We start from the raw sequence: 23,238 nt of genomic DNA, 5'->3' as shown, positions 1-23,238 counted from the left end.
TTATTCGTTTGGCATGCCATTTCTGCCCGGTATTATGCGTCTTCCACAGCAATTCAACGATTATTCAGTCATGACACATTCGCAGCATCCTGCTTCACGAACCCGCACGGCGCACCTGCCGGGCAAGGCCGGGTCGTGCTGTCGAATGTCGCGCAACTGATCGCCTGATCCATACCGCCGTCTTCCGCACCCGTCCCTCGCGGATGGGGCAGGAAGCGCACGCCCGCTGCGACGCCTGGAGCGCCGCCGCGGGAAGACCACTACCAGGAACACCATGCACAAACCACTCGCTATCGTCGTGGCGCTCGCCGCCGCATTCTCGCAACACGCCGTCGCCCAGGACATCGAAAAAGTCGTCGTCACCGGCTCCAACATCCGCACCACGCAAAAGGAAGGCGCCAGCGCGGTCCAGGTCATCTCCGCCAAGGAGCTGGCCGCCACCGGCAAGGCCAGCATCGCCGACGTGATCCGCTCGATCTCGGCCAACAGCGGCAACAGCTACAACGAACAGTTCACCGGCAGCTTCTCGGCCGGCACCGCCGGCCTGTCGCTGCGCGGCCTGGGCCAGAAGAACACGCTGATCCTGGTGAACGGCAAGCGCGTCAGCCCCTACGCCACCGCCCAGAACCTGCAGGAAGTCTTCGTCGACCTGAACAGCCTGCCGATGGCGGCGGTGCAGCGCATCGAGGTGCTGAAGGACGGCGCCTCGTCGGTCTACGGTTCGGACGCCGTTGCCGGCGTGGTCAACATCATTCTCTACAAGGAGTTCAAGGGCACCGAGATCAGCGCCCAGGTGGGCCGCTCCACCGAAGGCACCGGCCAGGACGACAAGAGCGTGACCCTGCAGTCCGGCTTCGGCTCGCTGGTCGAGGATGGCTACAGCGTCGTGTTCTCGCTTGATGCCCAGTGGCGCGACAAGCTGCAACAGGACCAGGTGGGCTGGATGGCCGGCAGCGACTTCCGCGGCAATCCGAACGGCACCCTGGCCTGGGTGCCGACCAACTACGTCAACAACGACCCGACCCAGTGGCTGGGCGGCGCATCCGGCGCGAATGCGGGTCCGCTGGCGGTCCAGCCCTACGGCGAGATCACGCCTGGCCGCAGCGGTAACGTCCTGGCCTACAACCCGGCCACCTACAAGACCCTGATTCCGGGCATCCAGCGCGCCCACGCCTCGCTGCGCGGCACCGTCAAGCTGGGCCAGGACCACGAGGCCTATGCCGAGGTACTGTACGGCCGCTCGCGCGCCGACCAGACCTTCAGCGCGCCCCTGACCGTCGGCACCGGCCTGCGCGCCTGGAACGACGCCACCCAGCAGCTCGACAACATCAACGTGGTGCTGCCGGTCGGCCATCCGAACAATCCTGGCGCCACGCCGCTGCCGTTCAACGCCACCCTGTTCGACCTGGGCCCGCGCATGAAGCAGGGACGTGTGGAGTTCTTCCGCGTGTTGACCGGCGTGAAGGGCTATGCCGGCGGCTGGGAATACGACGCCTCGGTCGGCCACTCCGGCAGCGAGCTGAAGGAAACCGTGCAGAACTTCGTCAACCGCTACGAGTTCGAGAAGGTGCTCGCGGACGGCAGCTATGACTTCGTCAACCAGGCCAATAACAGCGAAGCAGTGCGCAACCGCCTGCGCCTGTCGACGCTGCGCCCGGCCGAGTCGAAGCTCACCACGGTCGACCTGAGCGCGACCCGCGAACTGGCGCAGCTGCCGGCCGGGGCGCTCGGCTTCGCCGCCGGCGCCCAGTGGCGGCGCGAAGAGATGGATTCGCAGACCTCGACCGCGGTGCTGTCGGGCACCGAGCTGCGCCCGGCGATCAACATCATCGACGGCAGCCGCGACGTGGCGGCGCTGTTCGCCGAGCTGAACGTGCCGGTGCTGAAAGACCTGAGCGTCAACCTGGCCGGGCGCGGCGACCATTACGACGACTTCGGCAGCGCCTTCTCGCCCAAGGCCAGCGTGCGCTGGCAGGCGGCGCCGTGGCTGCTGGTGCGCGGCACGCTGTCGCGGGGCTTCCGCGCGCCGTCGCTGCCCGAGATCACCAACTCGACCTCGGTCAGCTACGGCAACGTGGTCGATCCGCGCGATCCGATCTCGCCGACCCAGGCGCGCGGCATCACCAACCTGACGATCGCCAACCCCGACCTGTCGCCTGAGCGCTCGACCAATGCCAACTTCGGCATCGTGCTGGCCCCGAACAACCGCACGAGCCTGGGCCTGGATTTCTACCGCATCCGTACCGAGGGCGTGATCGGCACCGAATCGGCCGACAACATCATCGCCAACGAAGCGTCGGCGCCCGGCAAGATCGTGCGCGACGCCCAGGGCCGCATCCTGACCCTGTACCGCCAGTATGCCAACCAGGGCAACCGCGTGGTGTCGGGCTTCGACATTGACCTGCGCCACGTGCAGCCGCTGGCCGCCTACGGCAAGCTGACCCTGAACGCGCAACTGAGCCGGGTGCTGTCGTTCGAACAGCCGCTGGCGGTCGGCCTGCCGCTCACGGAAGGCGCCGGCAACAACTACTTCGGCTCGATTCCGAAGTGGCGCGGCGTGACCGGCCTGAGCTGGGATATCCAGGACTGGAGCAATACGCTGGTGTGGAACTATGTCGACGGCTACGACCAGACCACCCGTCCGGGCGAGCGCGTCAAGCCGTACGGCACCTTCGACCTGAACCTGGCCTGGAAGGCGACCCAGGCGGCCACCGTCAGCTTCATCGTGCACAACCTGGGCGACAAGCGTCCGTCATGGGATTCGTCGACCGCCTTCTTCGACTATACCCAGGGCGATCCGCGCGGCCGGGTGGCGTCGGTGAAGGTCAATTACCGCTTCTAAGCGCTGCCGCGAAGCGGTTTCGGCCGCCCCCGTAGCCGCTTCGCACCGTGCTTTCTCCGGTTCGTCGCAGGACGGCTTGCCGGGCGCTCGCCCCCTCATTGACTATGCGGTCGAGGCTTTCGAGCGGGCCGCAGTGGACTACGTGCTCAAGCCGGTCAGCGCGGGCCGACTGGGCAAGACGGTGGAGCGCCTGCGCGCGCTGGTTGAGGCGCGCCGGGAGCAGGCAGCGGGCGTGGGGGGGGCACGGACTCGCTGGGCCAACTGCTCGGCCAGCTCCAGGCGCTGCTGCCGGCGGCAGCATCGATCGAGCGCTTGACGACGGTGCGGGCGGCGGTCGGTAATGTGGTGCGGATGATCCCGGTGGCCGACATCGTGTTCTTCCAGGCGGTCGACAAGTACGTGAACGTGGCGACGGCGGACAGCGAGGCGCTGATTCGGGTGCCGCTGAAGGATTTGCTGCCGCAGCTCGATCCGGACCGGTTCCGACAGGTCAGCCGCAGCATGGTGGTGAATATGGCGTGCGTGCTGAGTGCGGTGCGGGATGACATGGGCAACGTGACCCTGAACCTGCGCGGGCGGGCGGACAAGCCGCGGGTGAGTCCGGTGTATGCGCATTTGTTCAGGCAGATGTCGGCTACTTGTGACGCTACTCGACCTCCGGGAAGAACATCACGCTGTCGACGTCACCATTGCTCTTGTCTGTCAAAAAGACCAGTAGATAACCCTTGCCATACATACTTTCGACCGTAGTGGGTCCAACGAAATAGGCAGGGTTGGTATCGTAGTCGTAGTAGCCGGTGGGTTCACCCAGCAGCGCTACAATCTCTTTTCTATGGTACGAGGTCACATCGTGTTTTTTCAGCAGCGATGCAGTCATTTCTCCGCGCTGCAGGTCCGTGGCCTTGGCCCACGTTTCAGGGGTGAACTCGCGCGTTCCCAGCCTCCGGGCCTGGTCCTCGACAGTGTTCCAGCAACTCGCGAGGGATGCTGCCAACAGTGTCAATATAAATAAAGCTCGCACTCTTGCCTCACGGTTTGATGACTTTGAGCTGGCCCGAACGTAAAGCTGCAACGGAAAGGTTACTGAGTATTGCATTCGAGCTCAATGTTCTGCCTAGCTTCAATCCAACCGAATTATTGTGCAGATCCATCGCTTTCTCATTCGGTGGGTTATCAGAGAACTCCTCGTGAGCCGAGGTGTATCGCAGGGCTCCCATATAACCGATGTCTCTGCAGAGCATGGCGGACCATAAGCAATGCCGGAATGCATCGCCGTGACCATTATGATCGTGCCTACCGAAGCGTCGTTTGGTCTCGTTAGAAGCTTGCTCAGCGGCGTCGCTGATCAACGACACGTGCTCGGGATACATCAACAAATATACCTTTTCGCGCGACACCGCCGCCGGTTGCGAGGTCGACTTCTGGATCGCCACCGATTTTGGTGCGACTGTATTTGATTTACCTCACTTCACATCGGGAACGAAATGAACGCGTTCGATCCGACCATTATTCTTGTTTGCCTCAAATACCCATAAATAGCCTTTTCCATGAATACTGGTGACGGTATCTGGCCCGACAAAATAGGCCGGATTATTATCGTAGTAGTAGTAGCCTGTGGATGGACCCAGTATCTTTTCGATCTGGCGCCGGTCGAGGGTGGTAGCATCATACTGGCGCAAGAATGACGCGGTCATCCGGCCACGCTCGATCCGCGATGCAGTGGCCCATGATTCGCGCGTGAACTCTCGCTCTCCCAGTTTGATTGCTTGATCAAGGGCTACGTCCGGCGAGCACGCTGAGAGGAAAAGCACTGCAGAAAGCGCGGTGAGGAAGGGTCGCATGGTTTCATCCTAGCGTTCGATGATCTTGAGTCGGCCGGTGCGGAGTGCATCGACGCATCGCAAGATCAGTATCTGATTCGGACCTCCGTAGCGGCCGATACTCAGTCCGACGGCGTTATTATGCAGATCCATCGCCTTCTCATCCGGTGGATTATCCGGAAAAGCTTCGTGCGCATTCGTGTACCGCAATGCGCTGGCATACCCGATGTCTCGCGCGAGAAGTGCGGACCAAAAACAGTGTCGAAACGCGTCCCCCGGCGTATTGCGGCGGCTTCCTGGAAACCGCAGTTCGCTTTCGAGCAGTGCGCGCTGCGCGGATCGCTTGATTACCGCCGCCTGCTCGGGAAACAAGGCGAGATGAATTTTTTCACTTGCCGTCAGCTTCTGGAACAGTTCCGCATACGTCGTTGTCATATGAGTTTCCCTCTATGATAGGCGGTAAGAGTGTTTCATGTTCTGTCGTATTCACTCTTGGTCATGCTCAATCCGTACGCTGGCCCGGCGCTACCGTCAGAAATCAGCGGCACAGGCGCTAAACGAATTGAGTAAAATGCCGTCTTTCGCCAGAACAGATAGCACCATGGAACTCCGCGCCGCGGCGCTGCACGCGCTGCTCGAAACCGATCCTGCCACCAAGGCCCAGGCGGTCGCCGCCTTGAGCGCCGCCTGCAAGGCCGGGACCGTGCGCATCGACACCGCCACCGCGCTCGCCGCGCCCGCCGGCATCCCCGGCCGCCCGGCCCGCCCCGAACTGGTGCCGCCGCTGCAGGTCGGACGCCGCTCGATGGCCACGCCCGAGGGGCGGGCCATGCTGGTCCACGCCCTGGCGCACATCGAATTCAACGCCATCAACCTGGCGCTCGACGCGCTGTGGCGTTTCCATGGCATGCCGGAGCAGTATTACCTCGACTGGCTGCGCGTGGCCGACGAAGAGGCGCTGCACTTCACGATGCTGAGCGCGCACCTGGGCACGCTTGGCCACGCCTACGGCGACTTCCCCGGCCACGACAGCCTGTGGGAGATGGTGGCCAAGACGGGCGACGACGTCATGGCGCGCATGGCGCTGGTGCCGCGCACCCTGGAGGCGCGCGGGCTCGATGCGATTCCGCCACTGCGCAAGAAGATCGCCCAGGCCGGCGACCTGGCCGCGGCCCGGATCCTCGACCGGCTGCTGGTGGACGAAGTAGGGCACGTCGAGATCGGCAACCGCTGGTACTTCAGCCTGTGTCATGAACGGGGACTGGAGCCGATCGCCACCTACGACGAACTGACCTTGCGCTACAAGGCGCCCGTCCTCAAGGGACCGTTCAACATCGAAGGCCGGCGCCAGGCCGGCTTCACCGAGGCCGAGCTGCAGCGCTACCGCTGATGGACACTGGTGTGGAAACAGGCTTCTTGTTGACGCGCCACTGGCGCGACACCGGCGCCGGCTGCGAGGTCGAGTTCTGGCTCGCCACCGACGCCGGGCCGCGCCGCCTGCGCCTGCCGGTGCAGAAGTCCGTGGCCTTCATCCCGGAAGAGCAGCGCGCCACTGTCGAGCAGTTGCTGAGCGATGAACGCGGCTGGGAGCTGCGCCCGCTCGACCTGCTCGATTTTCGCCACCGGCCGGTCGCCGGCCTGTACTGCCGCAAGTACCGCCAGCTGCTGCGCATCGAAAAACAGCTGCGCCAGCACGGTCTCGACGTGTTCGAGGGCGACGTGCGCCCGCCCGAGCGCTACCTAATGGAGCGCTTCATCACGGCGCCGGTGAGCTTCGCCGGCACGCCGGTCGATCGCGATCCCTTGCTGCTGGTCGACGCCGTCCTGAAGCCGGCGCCGGGCTACCGGCCGACGATCCGCACCGTCTCGCTCGACATCGAAACCACCTTCCAGGGCGAGCTGCGCTCGATCGCGCTCGAAGGCTGCGGCCAGCGCCAGGTCTATATGCTCGGGCCGCCCAATGGCGAGGACCGGGAACGCGATTTTGAACTCGACTACTGCGACACCCGGCTCGAACTGCTCGACCGCCTGGAAGAATGGTTCATCCGCCACGACCCCGACGCCATCATCGGCTGGAACCTGATCCAGTTCGACATGCGGGTGCTGCAAAAGCATGCCGATCGTTTCAACCGCCCGCTGCGCCTGGGCCGCGACGGCAGCGCGATCGAGTGGCGCGAGCATGGCGGCAAGCAGGAGCATTACTTCATCTGCATCGCCGGTCGCCTGGTCATCGACGGCATCGATGCGCTGCATTCGGCCACCTGGAGCTTCCCGTCCTTCAGTCTCGAGAACGTGTCGCGCGCCTTGCTGGGCGAAGGCAAGGCGATCGACAACCCGCACGACCGCATGGCCGAGATCGACCGCATGTTCGCCGAGGACAAGCCGGCGCTGGCCTGGTACAACCTCAAGGATTGCGAGCTGGTCACGCGCATCTTCGACAAAACCAGGCTGATGGCCTTCCTGCTGGAGCGCGCCAGCGTGACCGGGCTGGCGGCCGACCGCAGCGGCGGTTCGGTGGCGGCCTTCGAGCACCTGTACATGCCGCTGCTGCACCGCCAGGGACGGGTGGCGCCGAACATCGGCGACGTCGCCGGCGCCGACAGTCCCGGCGGCTTCGTGATGGATTCGCGCTCCGGCCTGTACGACTCGGTGCTGGTGCTGGACTACAAAAGCCTGTATCCCTCGATCATCCGCACCTTCCTGATCGATCCGCTCGGCCTGGTCGAAGGCCTGCGCGAGCCCGAGGACGCCACGGTGCCGGGCTACCGCGGCGGGCGCTTCTCGCGCACCAGGCACTGCCTGCCCGGCATCGTGACCCAGGTCTGGGCCGGCCGCGAAGCCGCCAAGCGCGAGCACAATGCGCCGCTGTCGCAGGCGCTGAAGATCATCATGAACGCCTTCTATGGCGTGCTCGGCACCACCGGCTGCCGCTTCTTCGACCCGCGCCTGGCCTCGTCGATCACGATGCGCGGCCACGACATCATGCACCGCACGCGCGAGCTGATCGAGGAGCAGGGCTACCAGGTGATCTACGGCGACACCGATTCGACCTTCGTCTGGCTCGGGCGCGAGCACGCCGAAGGCGATGCGCGCCGCATCGGGCAGGCCCTGGTCGACCACGTCAACGGCTGGTGGCGCAGTCACTTGCAGGCCGAGTTGGGCATCGAGAGCGCGCTCGAACTGGAGTACGACGTCCACTTCCGGCGCTTCCTGATGCCGACCGTGCGCGGTTCGGACGAAGGCAGCAAGAAGCGCTACGCCGGCCTGGCCGCGAGCGCCGATGGCGGCGAAGAGATGGTCTATAAGGGCCTGGAGACGGTGCGCACCGACTGGACTCCGCTCGCGCAAGCCTTCCAGCAGGGGCTCTACGAACGCATCTTCAAGGGCCAGCCCTATGAGGACTATGTGCGCGAGCTGGTCGCGCGCATGCTGCGCGGCGAATGCGACGACGATCTCGTCTACCGCAAGCGCCTGCGCCGGCCGCTGGAGGAGTACCAGCGCAACGTCCCACCGCACGTGCGCGCCGCGCGCATGGCCGACGAGCACCACCTGCGCCAGGGCCGCCCCGCGCTCTACCGCAAGGGCGGCTGGATCCGCTATGTGATGACCTTGAACGGCCCCGAGCCGATGGAAGCCCGCCACGGCGCCATCGACTACGAACACTACCTCACGCGCCAGCTCGAACCGGTGGCCGACGCCATCCTGCCCTTCCTGGGCGACAGCTTCGCCAATCTCACCAGCCCGCAGCAGACGCTGTTCTAGCAGTTCTTGTCGCCCTGTCACGCGTTGGAAACATCGGCTCGCTAGACTGCCGTCACGTTTTCAACAGGAGGGGGACCACGTGGACCGTCGGGGCTTTTTACGTAGCAGCGCATACTTCACCGTCGCCGCCGCAGGCGGCTTGCTTGCCGCCTGTGGCGGTTCGGACGACACGCCGCCGCTGGGCAGCTTCACCTTCCCGCTGGGCGTAGCCAGCGGCGATCCGAAGGAGGGCAGCGTCGTGTTCTGGACCCGTTGCGCGCCGGAGAGCGGCAGCGAAGCGGTCGAACTGCGGCTCGAAGTGGCGATGGACGCCGCCTTCACCCAGGTCGCCGGCGTGGTCGAACTGAACGCGCTGCCGACCTATGACCATACGGTGCGCGCCAAGCTGACCGGCCTCGCCCCAGCCACCCTGTATTACTATCGCTTTCGCGCCGGCGCCGACCTCAGCCCGGTGGGAAGGGCCAGGACCGCACCGGCCGCCGCCAGCACCCCGGCGCAGATGCGCTTCGCCTGGATGACCTGCCAGGACTGGAGCGTCAACCACTGGGCCGCGATGGGCATGATGGCGGCCGAGGAACTCGATTTCATCGTCCACCTGGGCGATTATGTCTACGAGACGATCGGCGCCGACTTCCAGTCGGGACGCGCCGAGCCGGCGCATACGCGCATCGACCTTCCCGACGGCGTGACGATCGCAGGCGGCGCGCGCTACGCCAATACCCTGGCCGACTATCGCACCTTGTACCGCACCTATCGCAGCGATGCGCGCCTGCAGGCGCTGCACGCCAAATGCCCGATGATCGTGATCTGGGACGACCACGAGTTCTCGGACGATTGCTGGCAAGACCACCAGACCTACGACAACGCCAACCAGCAGCAGACGTCGCGCCGCCGCAATGCGACCCAGGCCTGGGCCGAATACATGCCGGTCGACTGGGGCGACGTCTCGTTCGACCTGAACAAGGCAGGCCACGACAATATCCGCATCTACCGTGACTTCCGCTTCGGCGCCCTGATGCACCTGGTGATGACCGACCAACGTTTGTACCGCGATGACCACGTGGTCAATGAAGCGGCCTACGCCGGCATGCTGCAGGGCGACCCGGTGGCCGGTGACGACTCGATCGGCTCGCGCTACTTCGTGCCGCAGCCGCTGCTGGCCCAGTTCGAGGCCGGCGCCAGGACCGCGCTGGGCCGCAATCCGGGCCTGCTGGGACCGACGCAGACGCAGTGGTGGAAGGACACCATGCAAGGCTCGACGGCCACCTGGAAGGTATGGGGCAATGAAGTGACCCTCAACCGCATGTGGCTCGACATGCGCACCATGGCGCCGCCGCCGTACGACAACCTCTATATCGTCAATGCCGACGGCTGGGATGGTTATCCTTCCTATCGCGCCGAGATGCTGGGCCACCTGGCCAGCAACGACGTCAAGAACGTGGTGGCGATCACCGGCGACCTGCACGCGTTCCAGTGCGGCGTGATCTACGACAGCAACGATCCGCGCAGCGGCCGGCCGGTGGCGGTCGACTTCGTCGCAGCCGGCATCAGCAGTTCCTCGTTCTACCAGTACCTGCGCGCCGGCGCCGGCAACACGCCGCTGGCGCCGCTGGTGGCCACGCCGCAGGGCTTCGACCAGGTGCTGCGCATGAACAATCCCGCCTTTGCCTACGCCGACCACGACGCCCAGGGCTATGCGGTGGCAACCGTCACGCCGGCGACGTTCAGCGTCGTGTTCACCAAGGTCAAGCCGCTCGATGCCAATGGCGCGGCGCCGACTGCGCCGCTGGCCAAGCGCACCCGGATCACGCTGGCAAACGGCTCGACGACGCCGCGCGTGGAGGACAACGTCGCCTGAGCACAGCGTGCCGATGCCGCCTGCATAAACGCACGCGATATCGGCGCAAACGCTGTCCCACGGCCGCGCTCCCTTTCTATAATGATGACGTCCTTACACGCCATCGCCATGGAGTCGTCTTGTCCTTCCTGATCGTCCTGGCCGCTCTGGCCTTCCTGATGTTCGCCGCCTACCGCGGCTACAGCGTCATCCTGTTCGCGCCGGTTGCCGCCCTGGGCGCCGTGCTGCTCACCGACCCGGCGCAGGTGGCCCCGGTCTTTTCCGGCATCTTCATGGAAAAGATGGTCGGCTTCGTCAAGCTGTACTTCCCGGTGTTCATGCTCGGTGCGGTGTTCGGCAAGGTGATCGAACTGTCGGGCTTTTCGGAGGCCATCGTGGCGGCGGCGATCCGCTACATCGGCGCCGCGCGCGCCAACGCCGTCATCGTCGCCGTCTGCGCCTTGCTCACCTATGGCGGCGTGTCGCTGTTCGTGGTGGTGTTCGCGGTCTATCCGTTCGCGGCCGAACTCTATCGGCGAAGCGACATCCCCAAGCGCCTGTTGCCGGGGGCGATCGCGCTGGGCGCCTTTTCGTTCACGATGGATGCCTTGCCCGGCACTCCGCAGATCCAGAACATCATCCCGACCACCTTCTTCCAGACCACCTCGTGGGCCGCGCCGGTGCTGGGCACCCTGGGAGCGCTGTTCATCCTGGCGGTCGGGCTGACTTACCTGGAGTGGCGGCGCCGCGCGGCCGCCGCCAAGGGGGAGGGCTATGGCACGTCGCTGGTGAACGAACCGGAGCGGGTGGAGACAAGCGCCGGCGGCTTGCCGCATCCGCTGCTGGCGGTGGCGCCGCTGCTGCTGGTGGGCGTGGCCAACTTTGTCTTCACCCGCATGATTCCGGTCTGGTATGGCGGCGACAGCCACACGGTGCCGCCCGAGATCCTGCCCGGCATCGCCACGCCGGTAACGACGACGATCAAGACCGTGACCGCGATCTGGGCGGTGCAGGCGGCGCTGCTGCTGGGGATCCTGTTCGTGGTCGCGACCGCGTTCACGCGCGTGGCGAGGCGCTTCGCCGACGGCAGCAAGGCGGCGGTGGGCGGCGCGCTGCTGGCGGCGATGAACACGGCGTCGGAGTATGGCTTCGGCGGCGTGATCGCGGCGCTGCCCGGCTTCCTGGTGGTGAGCGACGCGCTGCGCAGCATCCCGAATCCACTGGTGAACGCGGCGGTCTCGGTCAGCGCGCTGGCCGGCATCACCGGCTCGGCCTCGGGCGGCATGAGCATCGCCCTGGCCGCGATGTCCGACGTCTTCATCCGCGGCGCCGGGAATGCCGGGATACCGCTCGAGGTGATGCACCGGGTGGTGGCGATGGCCAGCGGCGGCATGGACACCCTGCCGCACAACGGCGCCGTGATCACCTTGCTGGCGGTCACCGGCCTGACCCACCGCGAGGCCTACCGCGACATCTTCGCCGTCACCCTGATCAAGACGGCGGCTGTCTTCTTTGTCATCGGCGTATATTACGCCCTCGGTCTCACGTGACAATTCGTGGTTTTTTTGCACCTGTTCCCGCAAAATCAGCAAGGCTTATGGCTTGTATTGACCCAAGAAAGAGCCGCGCGACTACAATGAGTTCCGCAATGGTTTCCGTGCAGCACTATTAATCCAGGATGGAACATGAAATCGGTACAACAAGAAGTCGACGAACGCAGCAACCTGACCGGCACCAACAAATTCGAATTGCTGTTGTTCCGCCTGGGCGGTGACGAGCAGGGCAACCATAACGAGCTGTTCGGCATCAACGTCTTCAAGATCCGCGAGATCGTCGCCATGCCCGAGATCACGGCGGTGGCCGGCGCGCCGCAGCACGTGCTGGGCGTGGTCAACCTGCGCGGCCAGATCATCCAGGTGCTCGACCTGCCGGGCATCACCGGCGTCAAGCCCAAGACCGGCCTGAACATCATGCTGGTGACCGAGTTCGCGCGCACCACCCAGGCCTTTGCCGTCGAGAGCGTGGAAGAGATCGTGCGCCTGGACTGGAGCCAGGTCATGACCGCCGAGCACAGCGCCGGCAGCGGCATGGTGACCAGCATCGCGCGCCTGCCCGAGCAGGATGGCCAGCCGGCGCGCCTGGCCCAGGTGCTGGACGTCGAGACCATCCTGCGCAACCTGAATCCGAACCAGGAGCGCGAGAACATGGAGCAGGCGGTGGGCGCCAAGATCACGATCAAGCCGGGCGCCGTGATCCTGGCGGCCGACGATTCGGTGGTGGCGCGCGCGCTGATCGAGCAGGGCCTGGACGCGATGGGCCTGCCCTACATCATGACCAAGAGCGGCAAGGAAGCCTGGGACCAGCTGGGCACGATCGCCGCCGCGGCCGAAGCCGAAGGCCGCACCGTGTACGACCGCGTGGCCATGGTGCTGACCGACCTCGAGATGCCCGAGATGGACGGCTTCACGCTCACCCGCAACATCAAGTCGAGCAACCGCTTCGGCAACCTGCCGGTGGTCATCCACTCTTCGCTGTCGGGCACCACCAACGAAGAACACGTCAAGAACGTGCGCGCCGACGCCTACGTGGCCAAGTTCTCGGCCGAAGACCTGTCGCGCACCCTGCGCAAGGTGCTGGGCGGCTGATCCTGCCCCCGGGGATCACATGCCAGTTGCCGCAATGATATGATGCGGGCGTGATCCCCGACCTTTCCCACTTACTCATCCTCGACAGCCTCCTGCGCGAGGGCAGCCTGACCCGCACCGCCGAACTGCTCGGCATGACCCAGCCCACCGTCAGCCGCGCGCTGGCGAAACTGCGGCGCCATTTCGGCGACCCGCTATTCGTGCGCTCGGGCCAGCGCATGCAGCCCACCTCCCGCGCCCTCGAACTGGCCGGCCCGGTGGCGGCCGTGCTGGACGCGGCGCGCCAGCTCGAAGGCGGCCCGGCCGCCTTCGATCCGCTCAGCGCCACCCGTTCCTTCGGCCTGTACATGGTCGACGGCGCGGTGGTGAATATCCTGCCCCAGCTGCTGGACGGGCTGGCCAGGCTGGAGAACGGCGCCGCCGGCCTGCAGCTGCGCAGCGTGCACATCGATCCCGGCTCGCTCGAGGCCCAGCTCGAACGCGGCCATATCGACCTGGCCATCGGTCGCTTTCCGCACCTGCTCAACAACATCCGCCAGCGCAAGCTGTGGGACGACGAATACGCCTGCCTGATGCGGCCCGGCCATCCCTGGGCCGGGCAACTCGACCGCGACGCCTGGCTGACCCACCGCCACGTGCTGATCGAGATGGAGCACACCAGCCACCACAACGTGGCCGTGACCCGCAAGCTGGAAACGCTGCTGGAGCCCACCCGCATCCTGTGCCATGTGCCGAGCTTCACCTCGGCGGCGCACATCGCGCTGCATACCGACGCCATCGCCACCATTCCGCTGCGCCTGGCGCGACCGCTGGCGCGCGACCTCGGCCTGGTGCTGGCGCCGATGCCGGTCGAACTGCCGCCGCTGCAGCTGGCGCTGTACTGGCACGAGCGCAGCCACCGCGACCCGGCCAACCGCTGGCTGCGCGAATTCGTGCTGACGACCCTGACCAATACGCTGGGAGCCGAGACTGGTTATGCAGATTCTGCATGATGTCCATGCCGCTTATGGCATGGCCTAAATAACTCAGAGCAACTATGCTTCGGCTATCCCTGTATTTTTGCCGAGGCACACCATGCTTCAATCCCTTCCCGCGCCAGGCCGGTGTCCGACCCGCCTGGCGCTTGTTTCTGCGATGCTCGTACTCAGCGGCTGCGTGTCGATGGGCGCGCAGCCGCAATTGGCGCGCCTGAACCAGGACGCGGCTACAAATTCATCGCGCGCTATTGGGTCGTTGGCGACCGAGACCGCCGCCTGGCCGACCCAGGATTGGTGGCGCGCCTATGGCGACCCCCAGCTCGACCGGCTGGTGGAGGGCGCGCGCGATGCCAGCCCGACGATCGCCGGCGCGCTCGCGCGGGTGCGCCAGGCGGCGGCCCTCGAAGGCCTGGCCGCAGCGAGCCTGGGGCCGCAGGCCAACGCCTCGGTCCGTTCCGCGCGCCAGCGCTACAGCGAGAACGGCAGCGTGCCCAAGCCGCTGGCCGGTAGCTGGCAGTGGGTCAACGACGCCAGCCTCAACCTGGGTGTCGAACTCGATTTCTGGGGCAAGAACGCGGCCAGCGTGGCCGCCGCCGCCGGCCGCGTCAATGCGCGCCAGGCCGAAGCCCAGGCCGCGCGTCTGGCGGTGTCGACCGCCGTGGTGCAGGCCTACCTGCGCCTGGACCACCTGTATGCGCAACGCGACCTGGCCGAGCAGGAGCTGCGCCAGCGCAGCCGCATCCTCGAGCTGGTGCAGCAGCGCGTCTCCGCGCAGCTCGACAGCAAGGCGGAGCTGAAGCAGGCCGAGATCGGCGTGCCAGCCGCGCGCGGCCAGATCGCGGCGCTGGACGAGGCGATCGCGCTGACCCGCGGCCAGATCGCGGCCCTGGGGGCGCAAGGCCAGGACGCGGCCGAGTCGATCGCCCGTCCACGACTGCGCCTGGACCGCCCGGCGCCGGCGCCGGCCGACGTGCCGGCCGCGCTGCTGGGCCGCCGTCCGGAACTGGTGGCGCTGCGCTGGCAGGTCGAGGCGGCCAGCGGCGAGATCGACGTCGCCAAGGCGCAGTTCTATCCGACCGTGAACCTGAGCGTGTCCGGCGGCCTGGCCAGCCTGGGCTTCGACCGCCTGCTGCAGGGCGGCAGCCGCAGCTTCGCGGCCGGCCCGCTGGTGACCCTGCCGCTGCTCGACGGCGGCCGGCTGCGCAGCAATCTCGCGGCGCGCAACGCCGAATTCGACGTCGCGGTCGAGAACTACAACGCCGCCGTGATCGATGCGCTGCGCGACGTGACGGCGCAACTGACGTCGCTGCGCTGGCTGGGCGAACGGGTGCGCGAGCAGGACCAGGCCCTGGCCGCCGCCGAGCAGGCCTATGAGCTGGCCGAGCAGCGCTACCGCGCGGGGCTGGGCAACTTCGTGCAGGTCCTGATCGCCGAAACCCAGGTCGTGGCCCAGCGCCGCGCCCAGGCCGAGCTGGACGCCCGCGCCTACGAGCTGGACGTGAACCTGGTGCGCGCGCTGGGTGGCGGCTACCAGGCCCCGGCCGCCAGGCCCGCGCTGGCCGCACATTGAAGAATCGAGAGAACGCTATGGACACCAATAATACGAACAACGCTCCCCAGGGCCGCCGAAAGCTGGCGCTCGGCCTTTCTGTCGCCGTGCTGGCCGCCGCCGGCGGCATCGCCTGGTCCTCGCCCGAGGTGCTGGGCATCGGCTGGAACAGCCAGCACACCGAAGACGCCTACGTCGAGGGCAACCTGGTGCAGGTGACCCCGCAGGTCGCCGGCACCGTGACCCGCATCGCGGCCGACAACACCGATTTCGTGCGGCCCGGCGACGTGCTGGTGCAGCTTAACGAGGTCGACGCGCGCCTGGCCCAGGACCGCGCCGAGGCGGCGCTGGCCAAGTCGGCGCGCCAGGTGCGGGCCCAGTTCGCCGGCGTCGAGCAGCTGCGCGCGACGGTCGCCCAGCGCGAGGCCGATCTCGGCAAGGCCACCAGCGACCTCGAACGCCGGCGCAAGCTGGCCGACACCGGCGCCGTGTCGGGCGAGGACATCCGCCATGCCGAGGATGCCGTGGCCGCCGCCCGCGCAGCGCTCACCGCCGCGCGCCAGCAGGTCGGCTCGGCGCTGGCCCTGGTCGACGGCACCACGGTCGAAAGCCATCCCGACGTGCAGGCCGCGATCGCCCAGCTGCGCGACGCCTCGCTGGGTCTGGCGCGCACCACGCTGGCCGCGCCGGTGGGCGGCATCGTGGCGCGCCGCAACGTCCAGATCGGCCAGCGCGTGGCCCAGGGCACGCCGCTGATGGCGATCGTGCCGCTGGACCAGATGTGGGTCACCGCCAACCTGAAGGAAACCCAGCTCAAGGACGTGCGCATCGGCCAGCCGGTGGCGGTGACGGCCGACGTGTACGGCAAGGACGTCGTCTTCCATGGCCGCGTGGTCGGCCAGGAAGCCGGCACCGGCAGCGCCTTCGCCGCCGTCCCGGCCCAGAACGCGACCGGCAACTGGATCAAGGTGGTGCAGCGGGTGCCGGTGCGCATCGCGCTCGACCCGGCCGACCTGGCGCGCCATCCGCTGCGCCTGGGCCTGTCGATGAAGGTGGCGATCGACACCAGCAGCAAGCAGGGCCTGAGCCTGATGCAGGCCGGGGCCGCGCGCCAGCAGTACAAGACCGTCGTGTTCGAGACCGAGTCGCATGGCGCCGACGAGGCGATCCGGCGCGCGCTCGGTCACCCGGGCGCGGTGGCGTCGCGTTGATGGAAAGGGCAGGCGATGAACGCCCCCGCTAAGCTTACGATTCCACGTCCGGCGCTGCTGGCCGCGATCTTCGTGTTCAACTTCATCGAGTTCCTCTCGACCGGCATGACGGTGTTCGCGGCGTCGGCCATCATGGGCCACGTCGGCGCCTCGCCCGAGGAATACGCCACCGTCTCGGCGTTGTACGCGGCGGTGGCGGTGCTGTCGATCTCGCAGCTGACGGTGATGGTGCAGCGCCTCGGTTGGCGCAACTACCTGCTGGGCGGCGTGGTGTTCTACATGGTCGGCGCCTGGATCTGCGCGGGCAGCGGCAGCGTCGCCGCCTTCGCCGGCGGCCGGCTGTTGATGGCCATCGGCGGCGGCGTGTTCATGACCGCCTCGCGCATGATGGTCAACCTGATTCCGCCTTCGCCCCAGCGCCTGCAGGGCATCGCGGCATTCGGCAGCGCGCTGTCGCTCGGCCTGGCGCTCGGCCCCCTGGCCGCGGCGAAGTTCATCGGCCACGAGGCATGGGGTGGGATGTTCCTGCTGCTGGCGACGCTGGCCGCGATCGGCGCCGGCATCGCGGCGCGCTGGCTGCCGCTCGGCGCCGACACGCTGGACGGCACGCCGACGCGCCTGCACGTGCCGGATGCGATCCTGCTGGGCGGCGGCGCCGCGATCACGCTGTTCGCCCTGCAGCACCTGACCTACGACTGGCATGGCGGCCAGCGCGGCGCGCTGCTCGGCCACTTGGCGCTGGGCCTGGCCTTGCTGCTGGCCTTCGGCCTCGTCAAGGCGCGCCGCCACGAACCCTTCCTGCACCTGAACATCCTCGCCAGCGCACGCTATCGCCTGGGCCTGGTCATCTTCGCGGTCTGCTACGCGGTGCTCGGAATGGTCAATACCCTGTTGCCGCAGGCGGTGCAGAAGGGCCTCGGCATGGGGCTGGAGCAGGCCGGCGTGCTGCAAGGCGTGGGGCTGCTGTCGACCTTCGTCGTGTTCGTGGTGATGCTGCAGATGGTCAAGCGCAATCCGCATCCGACCAGGTTCTTCGTGACCGGCTTCCTGATGCTGGCGGCGCTCGGCTGGCGCTTCGCCACCCTGGATCCGCGCGCCAACGCCTGGGACACGGTGATGTTGTGGATGGGCCTGTTCGGCGGCTTCCTGACGCTCGGCATGGCGACCGCCGCGATCCACTCGTTCAAGGATCTGCAGGCGGACAACGTGGTGTTCGCGCACGCCCAGCAGCTCAAGAACATGCTGGGGCAGGTGGGCCTGGCGCTGGGCGTCGGCGTGACCAATATCGCGCTGCAGGAGCGCACGGCGCTGCATTCCTCGCGGCTGGCCGAGAAGGCCGGCCCGATCGGCGACGGCGGGCTGGAGCTGGCGCGCCAGGCCGGACTGCTGGCGGGCCAGGACCTGTTCTGGGTCGTGATGTGGGTGGGCCTGGTCGGGGCCGTGCTGCTGACCATGCAGCGCCGGTTCGACTAGGGGGGGGCAAGCGTGCGCCCGGGTGTAAAACGATCGTTTTACACTGGGGCCATGGATACCAACCCAGCACTCCTTGCCATTGCCGAGCGCCTGTTCTACGAACACGGCTACATGGCCACCAATATGGACACCCTGGCGCGCGCCGCCAGGATGTCGAGCCGCACCCTCTATAAACATGCCGGCAGCAAGGCCGCCCTGGTGGGCGAGGTGCTCGCCGCGCGTGACCGGCGCTTCTTCGAGCAGGTCGATGGACTCGACGTGCGCGCGCTGTTCGCCGCGCTGGCCGGCTGGATCGCGCACGAAGGAGCGCGCGGCTGCCTGTTCCTGCGCATCCTCGGCGAAACCGGCGGCGCCGAACCGGCGATCGTGGCGGCGGTGCAGGCGCACAAGGCCAGGCTGCGCGAACACGTCGCGCGGATCGTCCACGCTGATCTCGGGCGCGCCGACGAGGTGCTGGCCGGGCGCATCGTCCTGCTGTTCGAAGGCGCGGTGGCGGCCAGCGCCTGGCAGGGGGCGAGCGCGATCGAGGCGGCGTGCGGGGCTGCCGTGGATCTGGTTGCGATGGCGCGTGCGGCGTGAAACAGACCCTCGCTCTCGGCGTCACCGGCTTTGGCCTGATCGCGGTCTGCTACGGCTTCGCGCGCTTCGCCTTCGGCCTGTTCCTGCCCGCGATCTCGGCCGATTTCGAGCTCTCGTCCTCACTGGCGGGGATCATCTCGGCGGGGTCCTTTCTCGGCTTTTGCCTGGCGATCGTGCTGGCGGCCTGGCTGACCGAGCGCCGCGGGCCGCGCTTCGTGGCGGTGGCGGCAGGCGTGGCCGGCGCCGCCGGCATGATCGGGCTCGCCAGCGCCGCGTCGCCCGCCTGGCTCGCCGCCGCGGTGATCGTGGCCGGCTCGAGCACCGGCCTGGCGTCGCCGGCGCTGGCCGCGGCCGTGACGGCGATGCTGCCGCCCGCCAGGCACGACACGACCAACACCTTCATCAATGCCGGCACCAGCGCCGGCGTCGCCCTGTCCGGCCCGGTGGCGGCGCTGATGGGGGCCGAGTGGCGGCTGGCCTATGCCGGCTTCGCCGGCGCGACCCTCCTGATGGTCGGCGCGACCCTGAAGGTGCTGTCCGCCGGCCGGCCGCGGCCCGCCGTCGCTGCGCCGTTGCTGCCCCGGCTTTCGCCCGACCTGATGCGGCTGGCCGCGGCCGCCGGCCTGAGCGGAGCGGCGAGCACCGTGGTCTGGAGTTTCGGCGCCGACCTGCTGGAGGCCAATCTCGGCTGGAGCGGACGCCAGGTCGGCATGCTGTGGACCGTCATGGGGTGCGCGGGCGTGGCCGGCGCCATGGCCGGATCGCTGATCGCTCGCTACGGGATGCGCGCGGTGCACCTTGTGTTCCACGTCGCGCTGGGGCTGGCGGTTGCCGCCGTCGGCCTGGATGGCGCGCCGCCGTGGCTGGTGTTCATGGGCGGCGGCCTGTTCGGCGCCGCCTACCTGATGCTGACCGGTGTCTATCTGGTGTGGAGCATCGCAGCGCTGCCCGCGCGGCCCGCGACCGGCGTGACGCTGGCCTTCCTGGCGCTGGCGGTGGGTCAGACGCTGGGCGCATTGGGCTTCGGCTTTCTGATGGAGCGCGCCTCGCCGAACGCCGCCGTGGCGTCGTTCGCGGCGCTGGCCCTCGTCGCCGGCCTCGTTCGGCGCGGCCCGGAATGACAACGCCCGGCGCCAGCCTGGAAAGGCCGGCGCCGGGCGGCGCACGGGGTTCGCTCCGCGTTCAGCGCATCAGTCTTCCTGGAACGCCTCTTCGCGCTTCTTGCGCAGCGACGGCAGCAGCACGACGATCATCGCCGCGGCGGCCAGGCCCAGCATCACGCCCGAGATCGGACGCTCGATGAACACCATCGGATCGCTGCGCGACAGCAGCAGGGCGCGGCGCAGGTACTCTTCCATCATCGGTCCGATGATGAAGCCGAGCAGCATCGGCGCCGGTTCCAGTTCCAGCTTGGCGCACAGGTAGCCCAGCAGGCCGAACAGCGCCATCAGGTAGACGTCGAAGTTGCTGTTGTTCAGGCTGAACACGCCGATCGCGCAGAACATCAGGATCGCCGGATACAGCAGCTGGTAAGGCACCATGATCATGCGCACCCAGATGCCGATCATCGGCAGGTTCAGCACGACCAGGAACAGGTTACCGATCCACATCGAGACGATCAGGCCCCAGAACAGGCCGGGCTGCTCGGTCATCACGGCCGGACCCGGCTGGATGCCCTGGATGATCATCGCGCCGATCATCAGCGCCATCACCGGGTTCGACGGGATGCCGAGGGTCAGCATCGGGATGAACGAGGTCTGGGCGCCGGCGTTGTTGGCCGCTTCCGGGGCCGCCACGCCTTCGATCGCGCCCTTGCCGAACTGCGCCGAGTTCTTCGACACCTTCTTCTCCAGCGAGTAGGAGGCGAACGACGCCAGCATCGCGCCGCCGCCCGGCAGGATGCCGAGGATGGAGCCGAGGCCGGTCGCGCGCAGGACCGGGGCGATGATGCGCTTGAAGTCGTCCTTGCTCAGCATCAGGCCCTTGACCTTCTTCATCACCAGGTTGCGCGACTCGTCGTGCTCCAGGTTGCGGACGATCTCGCCGATGCCGAACATGCCCATCGCGACGATCACGAAGTTGATGCCGTCGGCCAGCTGCGGCAGGTCGAAGGTGTAGCGCGCCGAGCCCGAGTTGACGTCGGTGCCCACCACGCCCAGCAGCAGGCCGAGCAGCACCATGCCGATCGCCTTGAGCAGCGAGCCGCTCGCCAGGACCACCGAGGCGACCAGGCCGAGCACCATCAGCGAGAAGTATTCGGCAGGGCCGAATTCGAGGGCCATGTCGGCCAGCGGCGGCGCGGCCAGGGCCAGCAGCACGGTGGCGACCGAACCGGCGAAGAACGAGGCGATCGCCGCGGTGGCCAGCGCCTTGCCGGCGTTGCCGTTGCGCGCCATCTGGTAGCCGTCCAGGGCCGTCACGACCGACGAGGATTCACCAGGCAGGTTGACCAGGATCGCGGTGGTCGAGCCGCCGTACTGGGCGCCATAGTAGATGCCGGCCAACATGATCAGCGCCGATTCCGGCGGCAGGCCGAAGGTCGCCGGCAGCAGCATGGCGATGGTGGCGATCGGGCCGAGACCCGGCAGCACGCCGACCGCGGTGCCGACGAAGACGCCGACCAGGCAGTAGAACAGGTTTTGAAGCGTGAAGGCCGTTTCGAGGCCGAGGGCGAGATTGCTGAAGAGTTCCATATTCTATTAATTCCCACCGAGCCAAGGACCAAAGATAGGCATCGGCAAGCCGAGCAGCTTGACGAACAGGCCTACCGCGAACAGGGCGCCGCCGACGGCCAGCGCCACGGCCTTGCCCAGATTGAATTTCTGGCCGGCGTAGCTGCTGATCAGGATCAGCAGGAAGGCCGCCGGCACCAGGCCCGCGTCGCGCACCAGGAAGCCGAACAGCAGCACGGCCACCAGCACCAGCGACAGCTCTTTCCAGTACAGGCGGCCGATCGGCTCGCCCTGGCGGAAGAAGGAGCGCAGCAAGGAAGCTGCGCCGACCAGCGACAGCAGGCCGCCGAGGGCGGTCGGGAAATAGGCCGGGCCCATGCGTCCGGCCGTGCCCATTTCATAGTCCTGGCCGATGACGATGGCGCTCAGGCCGAAGAAGAGAAAGACGATGCCACTCCAAAAATCCTTTGGGTGGCGTATGAATGCTGGCACGTGGTGGTCCCCTTTTTTTGTGATGCAAATGCGGTGGTACAGATGCAATGGTTCGAAGTGTGTTTCAACGACGGTGCTGCGGGTGCGGCAGGTACGACAGCTACAACAAAACGCACCGTCCCGGTGGAGCCGGCACAGTGCGTGATATCAGATGCTCATGCTCAGTCGGCGAAAGCGCCGGCTTTCTTGATGATCGGACCCCACAGGTCGATCTGCTGCTTGAGGTGGGTGCGCAGCGCTTCCGGCGTCGCCTGGTTGGTCGGCACCGGCTCGGTGCCCAGGTCGCTGAAGCGCTTGATCACGTTCGGATCGCGCAGCGAGGCGCGCAGGGCGTTCGCCAGCGCATCGACGACCGGCTTCGGCGTGCCCTTCGGCGCGTACAGGCCGTGCCAGACGCCGACTTCGAAGTTCGGCAGGGCGCCGGACGCCAGGGTCGGCAGGTTGGGCAGCGACGGCACGACGGTCTTGGTGGTCACGCCATAGGCCTTGATCTTGCCGCTCTTGATCTGGCTGGTGGTGTTGGTGGTCTGGTCGCACATGAAGTCCACCTGGCCGCCCAGCAGGTCGTTCATCGCCGGGCCGGTGCCCTTGTAGGGCACGGTGGTCAGCTCGACGCCCATCGCCGTCTGCAGCAGCATGCCGCACAGGTGCGAGGCCGAACCCAGGCCGGCGTGGGCGTAGGTCACCTTGTCCTTGTTGGCCTTGACGTAGGTGATCAGCTCCTTCATGTCCTTGGCCGGGAAGTTGCCGCGGGCGACGACGGTCATCGGCACGTCGGTGATCAGGCCGATCGGCTCGAAGCTGGTGATCGCGTCGTACGGCAGCTTGCGGTACAGGGCAGGGGCGGTCGACTGGCCGATGTGGTGCAGGAACAGGGTGTAGCCGTCGGGAGCGGCCTTGGCCGCGCGCGCCGCGCCGATGGTGCCGCCGGCGCCGCCGACGTTCTCGATGATGATCTGCTGCTTGAGGGTGGTGCCCATCGACTGCGCCACCAGGCGCGCGACCGTGTCGGTCGGGCCGCCGGCCGCGAACGGCACGATCATGGTGATGGTCTTGTTGGGGTAGTTCTGGGCCTGGGCCAGGCCGCTGCCGAAAGCGGCCAGGCACGCGACAGCGCACAGCATCTTGAGCTTCATGTTTGTCGTCCTCGTTATCTCGTTCTTGGTATGGGATGGCAGTGCGCACCTTTGCGGTGCGTCACTGCGCTCTAGCGTTGTCTTACGCAGCTAGGGTTGTACCAGTAAACATATTGATATGCAACTACGTGGAAATACGTATGTCGCATGGGTGTGACGAGGTTCAGTAAAAGCTGTACAGCCGAAGGCGAAAATTCGAAAATGACAACGCCGACGGCGGTGGCCGTCGGCGCTTCGATGCCG

21 protein-coding genes are annotated in these 23,238 nt (G+C 67.0%); 14 read left to right on the top strand and 7 right to left on the bottom strand.

The annotated features are described in order from the left end of the window. The first annotated feature begins 274 nt into the window (after positions 1-274). Together KY496_RS05890 and KY496_RS27440 are read left to right on the top strand one after the other, a co-directional pair. A complete protein-coding gene (locus KY496_RS05890) occupies positions 275-2,842 on the top strand; it encodes a TonB-dependent siderophore receptor (protein WP_219864194.1) in 2,568 nt (855 codons plus the stop codon). A gap of 351 nt (positions 2,843-3,193) precedes the next feature. Next, positions 3,194-3,592, top strand: coding sequence for a LytTR family DNA-binding domain-containing protein (locus KY496_RS27440; RefSeq protein ID WP_373889479.1), 399 nt, complete (start codon positions 3,194-3,196; stop codon positions 3,590-3,592). Here the strand turns inward: KY496_RS27440 and KY496_RS05880 are convergent. Together KY496_RS05880 and KY496_RS05875 are read right to left on the bottom strand one after the other, a co-directional pair. Continuing rightward, complete coding sequence (locus KY496_RS05880) at positions 3,489-3,836, bottom strand: hypothetical protein (RefSeq protein WP_184236572.1); 348 nt, start codon at positions 3,834-3,836, stop codon at positions 3,489-3,491. The two genes, KY496_RS27440 and KY496_RS05880, sit on opposite strands and share 104 nt — an antisense overlap. Before the next feature lie 34 nt (positions 3,837-3,870). Next, complete coding sequence (locus tag KY496_RS05875) at positions 3,871-4,212, bottom strand: hypothetical protein (protein WP_373889472.1); 342 nt, start codon at positions 4,210-4,212, stop codon at positions 3,871-3,873. Here KY496_RS05875 and KY496_RS27435 point away from each other — a divergent pair. Then, on the top strand, positions 4,151-4,330 hold the full coding sequence (locus KY496_RS27435) for a hypothetical protein (RefSeq protein ID WP_370662450.1): 180 nt from the start codon (positions 4,151-4,153) through the stop codon (positions 4,328-4,330). The two genes, KY496_RS05875 and KY496_RS27435, sit on opposite strands and share 62 nt — an antisense overlap. Here KY496_RS27435 and KY496_RS05870 read toward each other — a convergent pair. Continuing rightward, the gene (locus tag KY496_RS05870; RefSeq protein WP_219864191.1) at positions 4,306-4,683 is read right to left on the bottom strand and encodes a hypothetical protein; all 378 of its coding nucleotides are present in this window, start codon (positions 4,681-4,683) and stop codon (positions 4,306-4,308) included. The genes KY496_RS27435 and KY496_RS05870 overlap by 25 nt on opposite strands. A 9-nt stretch (positions 4,684-4,692) precedes the next feature. After that, positions 4,693-5,097: a hypothetical protein gene (locus KY496_RS05865; protein WP_005670612.1), complete on the bottom strand. Its 405-nt coding sequence runs from the start codon at positions 5,095-5,097 to the stop codon at positions 4,693-4,695. A 166-nt stretch (positions 5,098-5,263) separates the two neighbouring features. Between KY496_RS05865 and KY496_RS05860 the strand changes: the two genes are divergently transcribed. The 11 genes from KY496_RS05860 (at position 5,264) to KY496_RS05810 (ending at position 19,816) form a co-directional block, all read left to right on the top strand. Then, positions 5,264-6,052: a ferritin-like domain-containing protein gene (locus tag KY496_RS05860; protein ID WP_219864190.1), complete on the top strand. Its 789-nt coding sequence runs from the start codon at positions 5,264-5,266 to the stop codon at positions 6,050-6,052. Then, positions 6,052-8,424, top strand: a complete 2,373-nt coding sequence (locus tag KY496_RS05855) for a DNA polymerase II (protein WP_219864189.1) — start codon at positions 6,052-6,054, stop codon at positions 8,422-8,424. The genes KY496_RS05860 and KY496_RS05855 overlap by 1 nt, the downstream gene beginning before the upstream one ends. Before the next feature lie 79 nt (positions 8,425-8,503). Further along, the gene (locus tag KY496_RS05850; protein ID WP_219864188.1) at positions 8,504-10,282 is read left to right on the top strand and encodes an alkaline phosphatase; all 1,779 of its coding nucleotides are present in this window, start codon (positions 8,504-8,506) and stop codon (positions 10,280-10,282) included. A gap of 119 nt (positions 10,283-10,401) precedes the next feature. Then, a complete protein-coding gene (locus KY496_RS05845; protein WP_219864187.1) occupies positions 10,402-11,811 on the top strand; it encodes a GntP family permease in 1,410 nt (469 codons plus the stop codon). A 135-nt stretch (positions 11,812-11,946) separates the two neighbouring features. Then, positions 11,947-12,906 (top strand): chemotaxis protein, encoded by a 960-nt coding sequence (locus tag KY496_RS05840; protein WP_219864186.1) that lies wholly within the window; start codon positions 11,947-11,949, stop codon positions 12,904-12,906. A gap of 50 nt (positions 12,907-12,956) precedes the next feature. Continuing rightward, the gene (locus KY496_RS05835) at positions 12,957-13,898 is read left to right on the top strand and encodes a LysR family transcriptional regulator (protein WP_005670622.1); all 942 of its coding nucleotides are present in this window, start codon (positions 12,957-12,959) and stop codon (positions 13,896-13,898) included. A gap of 142 nt (positions 13,899-14,040) precedes the next feature. After that, positions 14,041-15,453, top strand: coding sequence for an efflux transporter outer membrane subunit (locus KY496_RS05830; protein WP_229520438.1), 1,413 nt, complete (start codon positions 14,041-14,043; stop codon positions 15,451-15,453). A 17-nt stretch (positions 15,454-15,470) separates the two neighbouring features. After that, complete coding sequence (locus KY496_RS05825) at positions 15,471-16,643, top strand: efflux RND transporter periplasmic adaptor subunit (protein ID WP_184236000.1); 1,173 nt, start codon at positions 15,471-15,473, stop codon at positions 16,641-16,643. A gap of 15 nt (positions 16,644-16,658) precedes the next feature. Beyond that, the gene (locus tag KY496_RS05820) at positions 16,659-18,116 is read left to right on the top strand and encodes an MFS transporter (protein ID WP_005670627.1); all 1,458 of its coding nucleotides are present in this window, start codon (positions 16,659-16,661) and stop codon (positions 18,114-18,116) included. Positions 18,117-18,167: 51 nt separating this feature from the next. Continuing rightward, a complete protein-coding gene (locus KY496_RS05815; RefSeq protein WP_005670629.1) occupies positions 18,168-18,695 on the top strand; it encodes a TetR/AcrR family transcriptional regulator in 528 nt (175 codons plus the stop codon). Continuing rightward, the gene (locus KY496_RS05810; protein WP_219864184.1) at positions 18,692-19,816 is read left to right on the top strand and encodes an MFS transporter; all 1,125 of its coding nucleotides are present in this window, start codon (positions 18,692-18,694) and stop codon (positions 19,814-19,816) included. The genes KY496_RS05815 and KY496_RS05810 overlap by 4 nt, the downstream gene beginning before the upstream one ends. Before the next feature lie 69 nt (positions 19,817-19,885). Here KY496_RS05810 and KY496_RS05805 read toward each other — a convergent pair whose 3' ends face one another. The 3 genes from KY496_RS05805 to KY496_RS05795 all read right to left on the bottom strand — a co-directional run bounded on the left by KY496_RS05805 (position 19,886) and on the right by KY496_RS05795 (position 22,995). Then, a complete protein-coding gene (locus KY496_RS05805) occupies positions 19,886-21,388 on the bottom strand; it encodes a tripartite tricarboxylate transporter permease (protein WP_005670634.1) in 1,503 nt (500 codons plus the stop codon). Between the two features lie 6 nt (positions 21,389-21,394). Next, positions 21,395-21,859: a tripartite tricarboxylate transporter TctB family protein gene (locus tag KY496_RS05800; RefSeq protein WP_005670636.1), complete on the bottom strand. Its 465-nt coding sequence runs from the start codon at positions 21,857-21,859 to the stop codon at positions 21,395-21,397. A gap of 161 nt (positions 21,860-22,020) precedes the next feature. Then, the gene (locus KY496_RS05795; RefSeq protein ID WP_005670638.1) at positions 22,021-22,995 is read right to left on the bottom strand and encodes a tripartite tricarboxylate transporter substrate binding protein BugD; all 975 of its coding nucleotides are present in this window, start codon (positions 22,993-22,995) and stop codon (positions 22,021-22,023) included. Positions 22,996-23,238: the final 243 nt, after the last annotated feature.

The sequence above is a fragment of the Massilia sp. NP310 genome (genome assembly GCF_019443485.1).
In the GTDB taxonomy this organism is placed as follows: domain Bacteria; phylum Pseudomonadota; class Gammaproteobacteria; order Burkholderiales; family Burkholderiaceae_D; genus Telluria; species Telluria timonae.
Note: the sequence above shows the minus strand (reverse complement) of the source record. Positions and strands in the feature narration are given on the sequence as shown.

Bases quoted from the DNA above. Each gene is read 5' to 3' on its own strand.
- KY496_RS05890 (WP_219864194.1), top strand. From the start codon at position 275: ATGCACAAACCACTCGCTATCGTCGTGGCGCTCGCCGCCGCATTCTCG.
- KY496_RS27440 (WP_373889479.1), top strand. From the start codon at position 3,194: ATGATCCCGGTGGCCGACATCGTGTTCTTCCAGGCGGTCGACAAGTAC.
- KY496_RS05875 (WP_373889472.1), bottom strand. From the start codon at position 4,212: ATGTATCCCGAGCACGTGTCGTTGATCAGCGACGCCGCTGAGCAAGCT.
- KY496_RS05870 (WP_219864191.1), bottom strand. From the start codon at position 4,683: ATGCGACCCTTCCTCACCGCGCTTTCTGCAGTGCTTTTCCTCTCAGCG.
- KY496_RS05865 (WP_005670612.1), bottom strand. From the start codon at position 5,097: ATGACAACGACGTATGCGGAACTGTTCCAGAAGCTGACGGCAAGTGAA.
- KY496_RS05860 (WP_219864190.1), top strand. From the start codon at position 5,264: ATGGAACTCCGCGCCGCGGCGCTGCACGCGCTGCTCGAAACCGATCCT.
- KY496_RS05855 (WP_219864189.1), top strand. From the start codon at position 6,052: ATGGACACTGGTGTGGAAACAGGCTTCTTGTTGACGCGCCACTGGCGC.
- KY496_RS05840 (WP_219864186.1), top strand. From the start codon at position 11,947: ATGAAATCGGTACAACAAGAAGTCGACGAACGCAGCAACCTGACCGGC.
- KY496_RS05830 (WP_229520438.1), top strand. From the start codon at position 14,041: ATGCTCGTACTCAGCGGCTGCGTGTCGATGGGCGCGCAGCCGCAATTG.
- KY496_RS05825 (WP_184236000.1), top strand. From the start codon at position 15,471: ATGGACACCAATAATACGAACAACGCTCCCCAGGGCCGCCGAAAGCTG.
- KY496_RS05820 (WP_005670627.1), top strand. From the start codon at position 16,659: ATGAACGCCCCCGCTAAGCTTACGATTCCACGTCCGGCGCTGCTGGCC.
- KY496_RS05815 (WP_005670629.1), top strand. From the start codon at position 18,168: ATGGATACCAACCCAGCACTCCTTGCCATTGCCGAGCGCCTGTTCTAC.
- KY496_RS05805 (WP_005670634.1), bottom strand. From the start codon at position 21,388: ATGGAACTCTTCAGCAATCTCGCCCTCGGCCTCGAAACGGCCTTCACG.
- KY496_RS05795 (WP_005670638.1), bottom strand. From the start codon at position 22,995: ATGAAGCTCAAGATGCTGTGCGCTGTCGCGTGCCTGGCCGCTTTCGGC.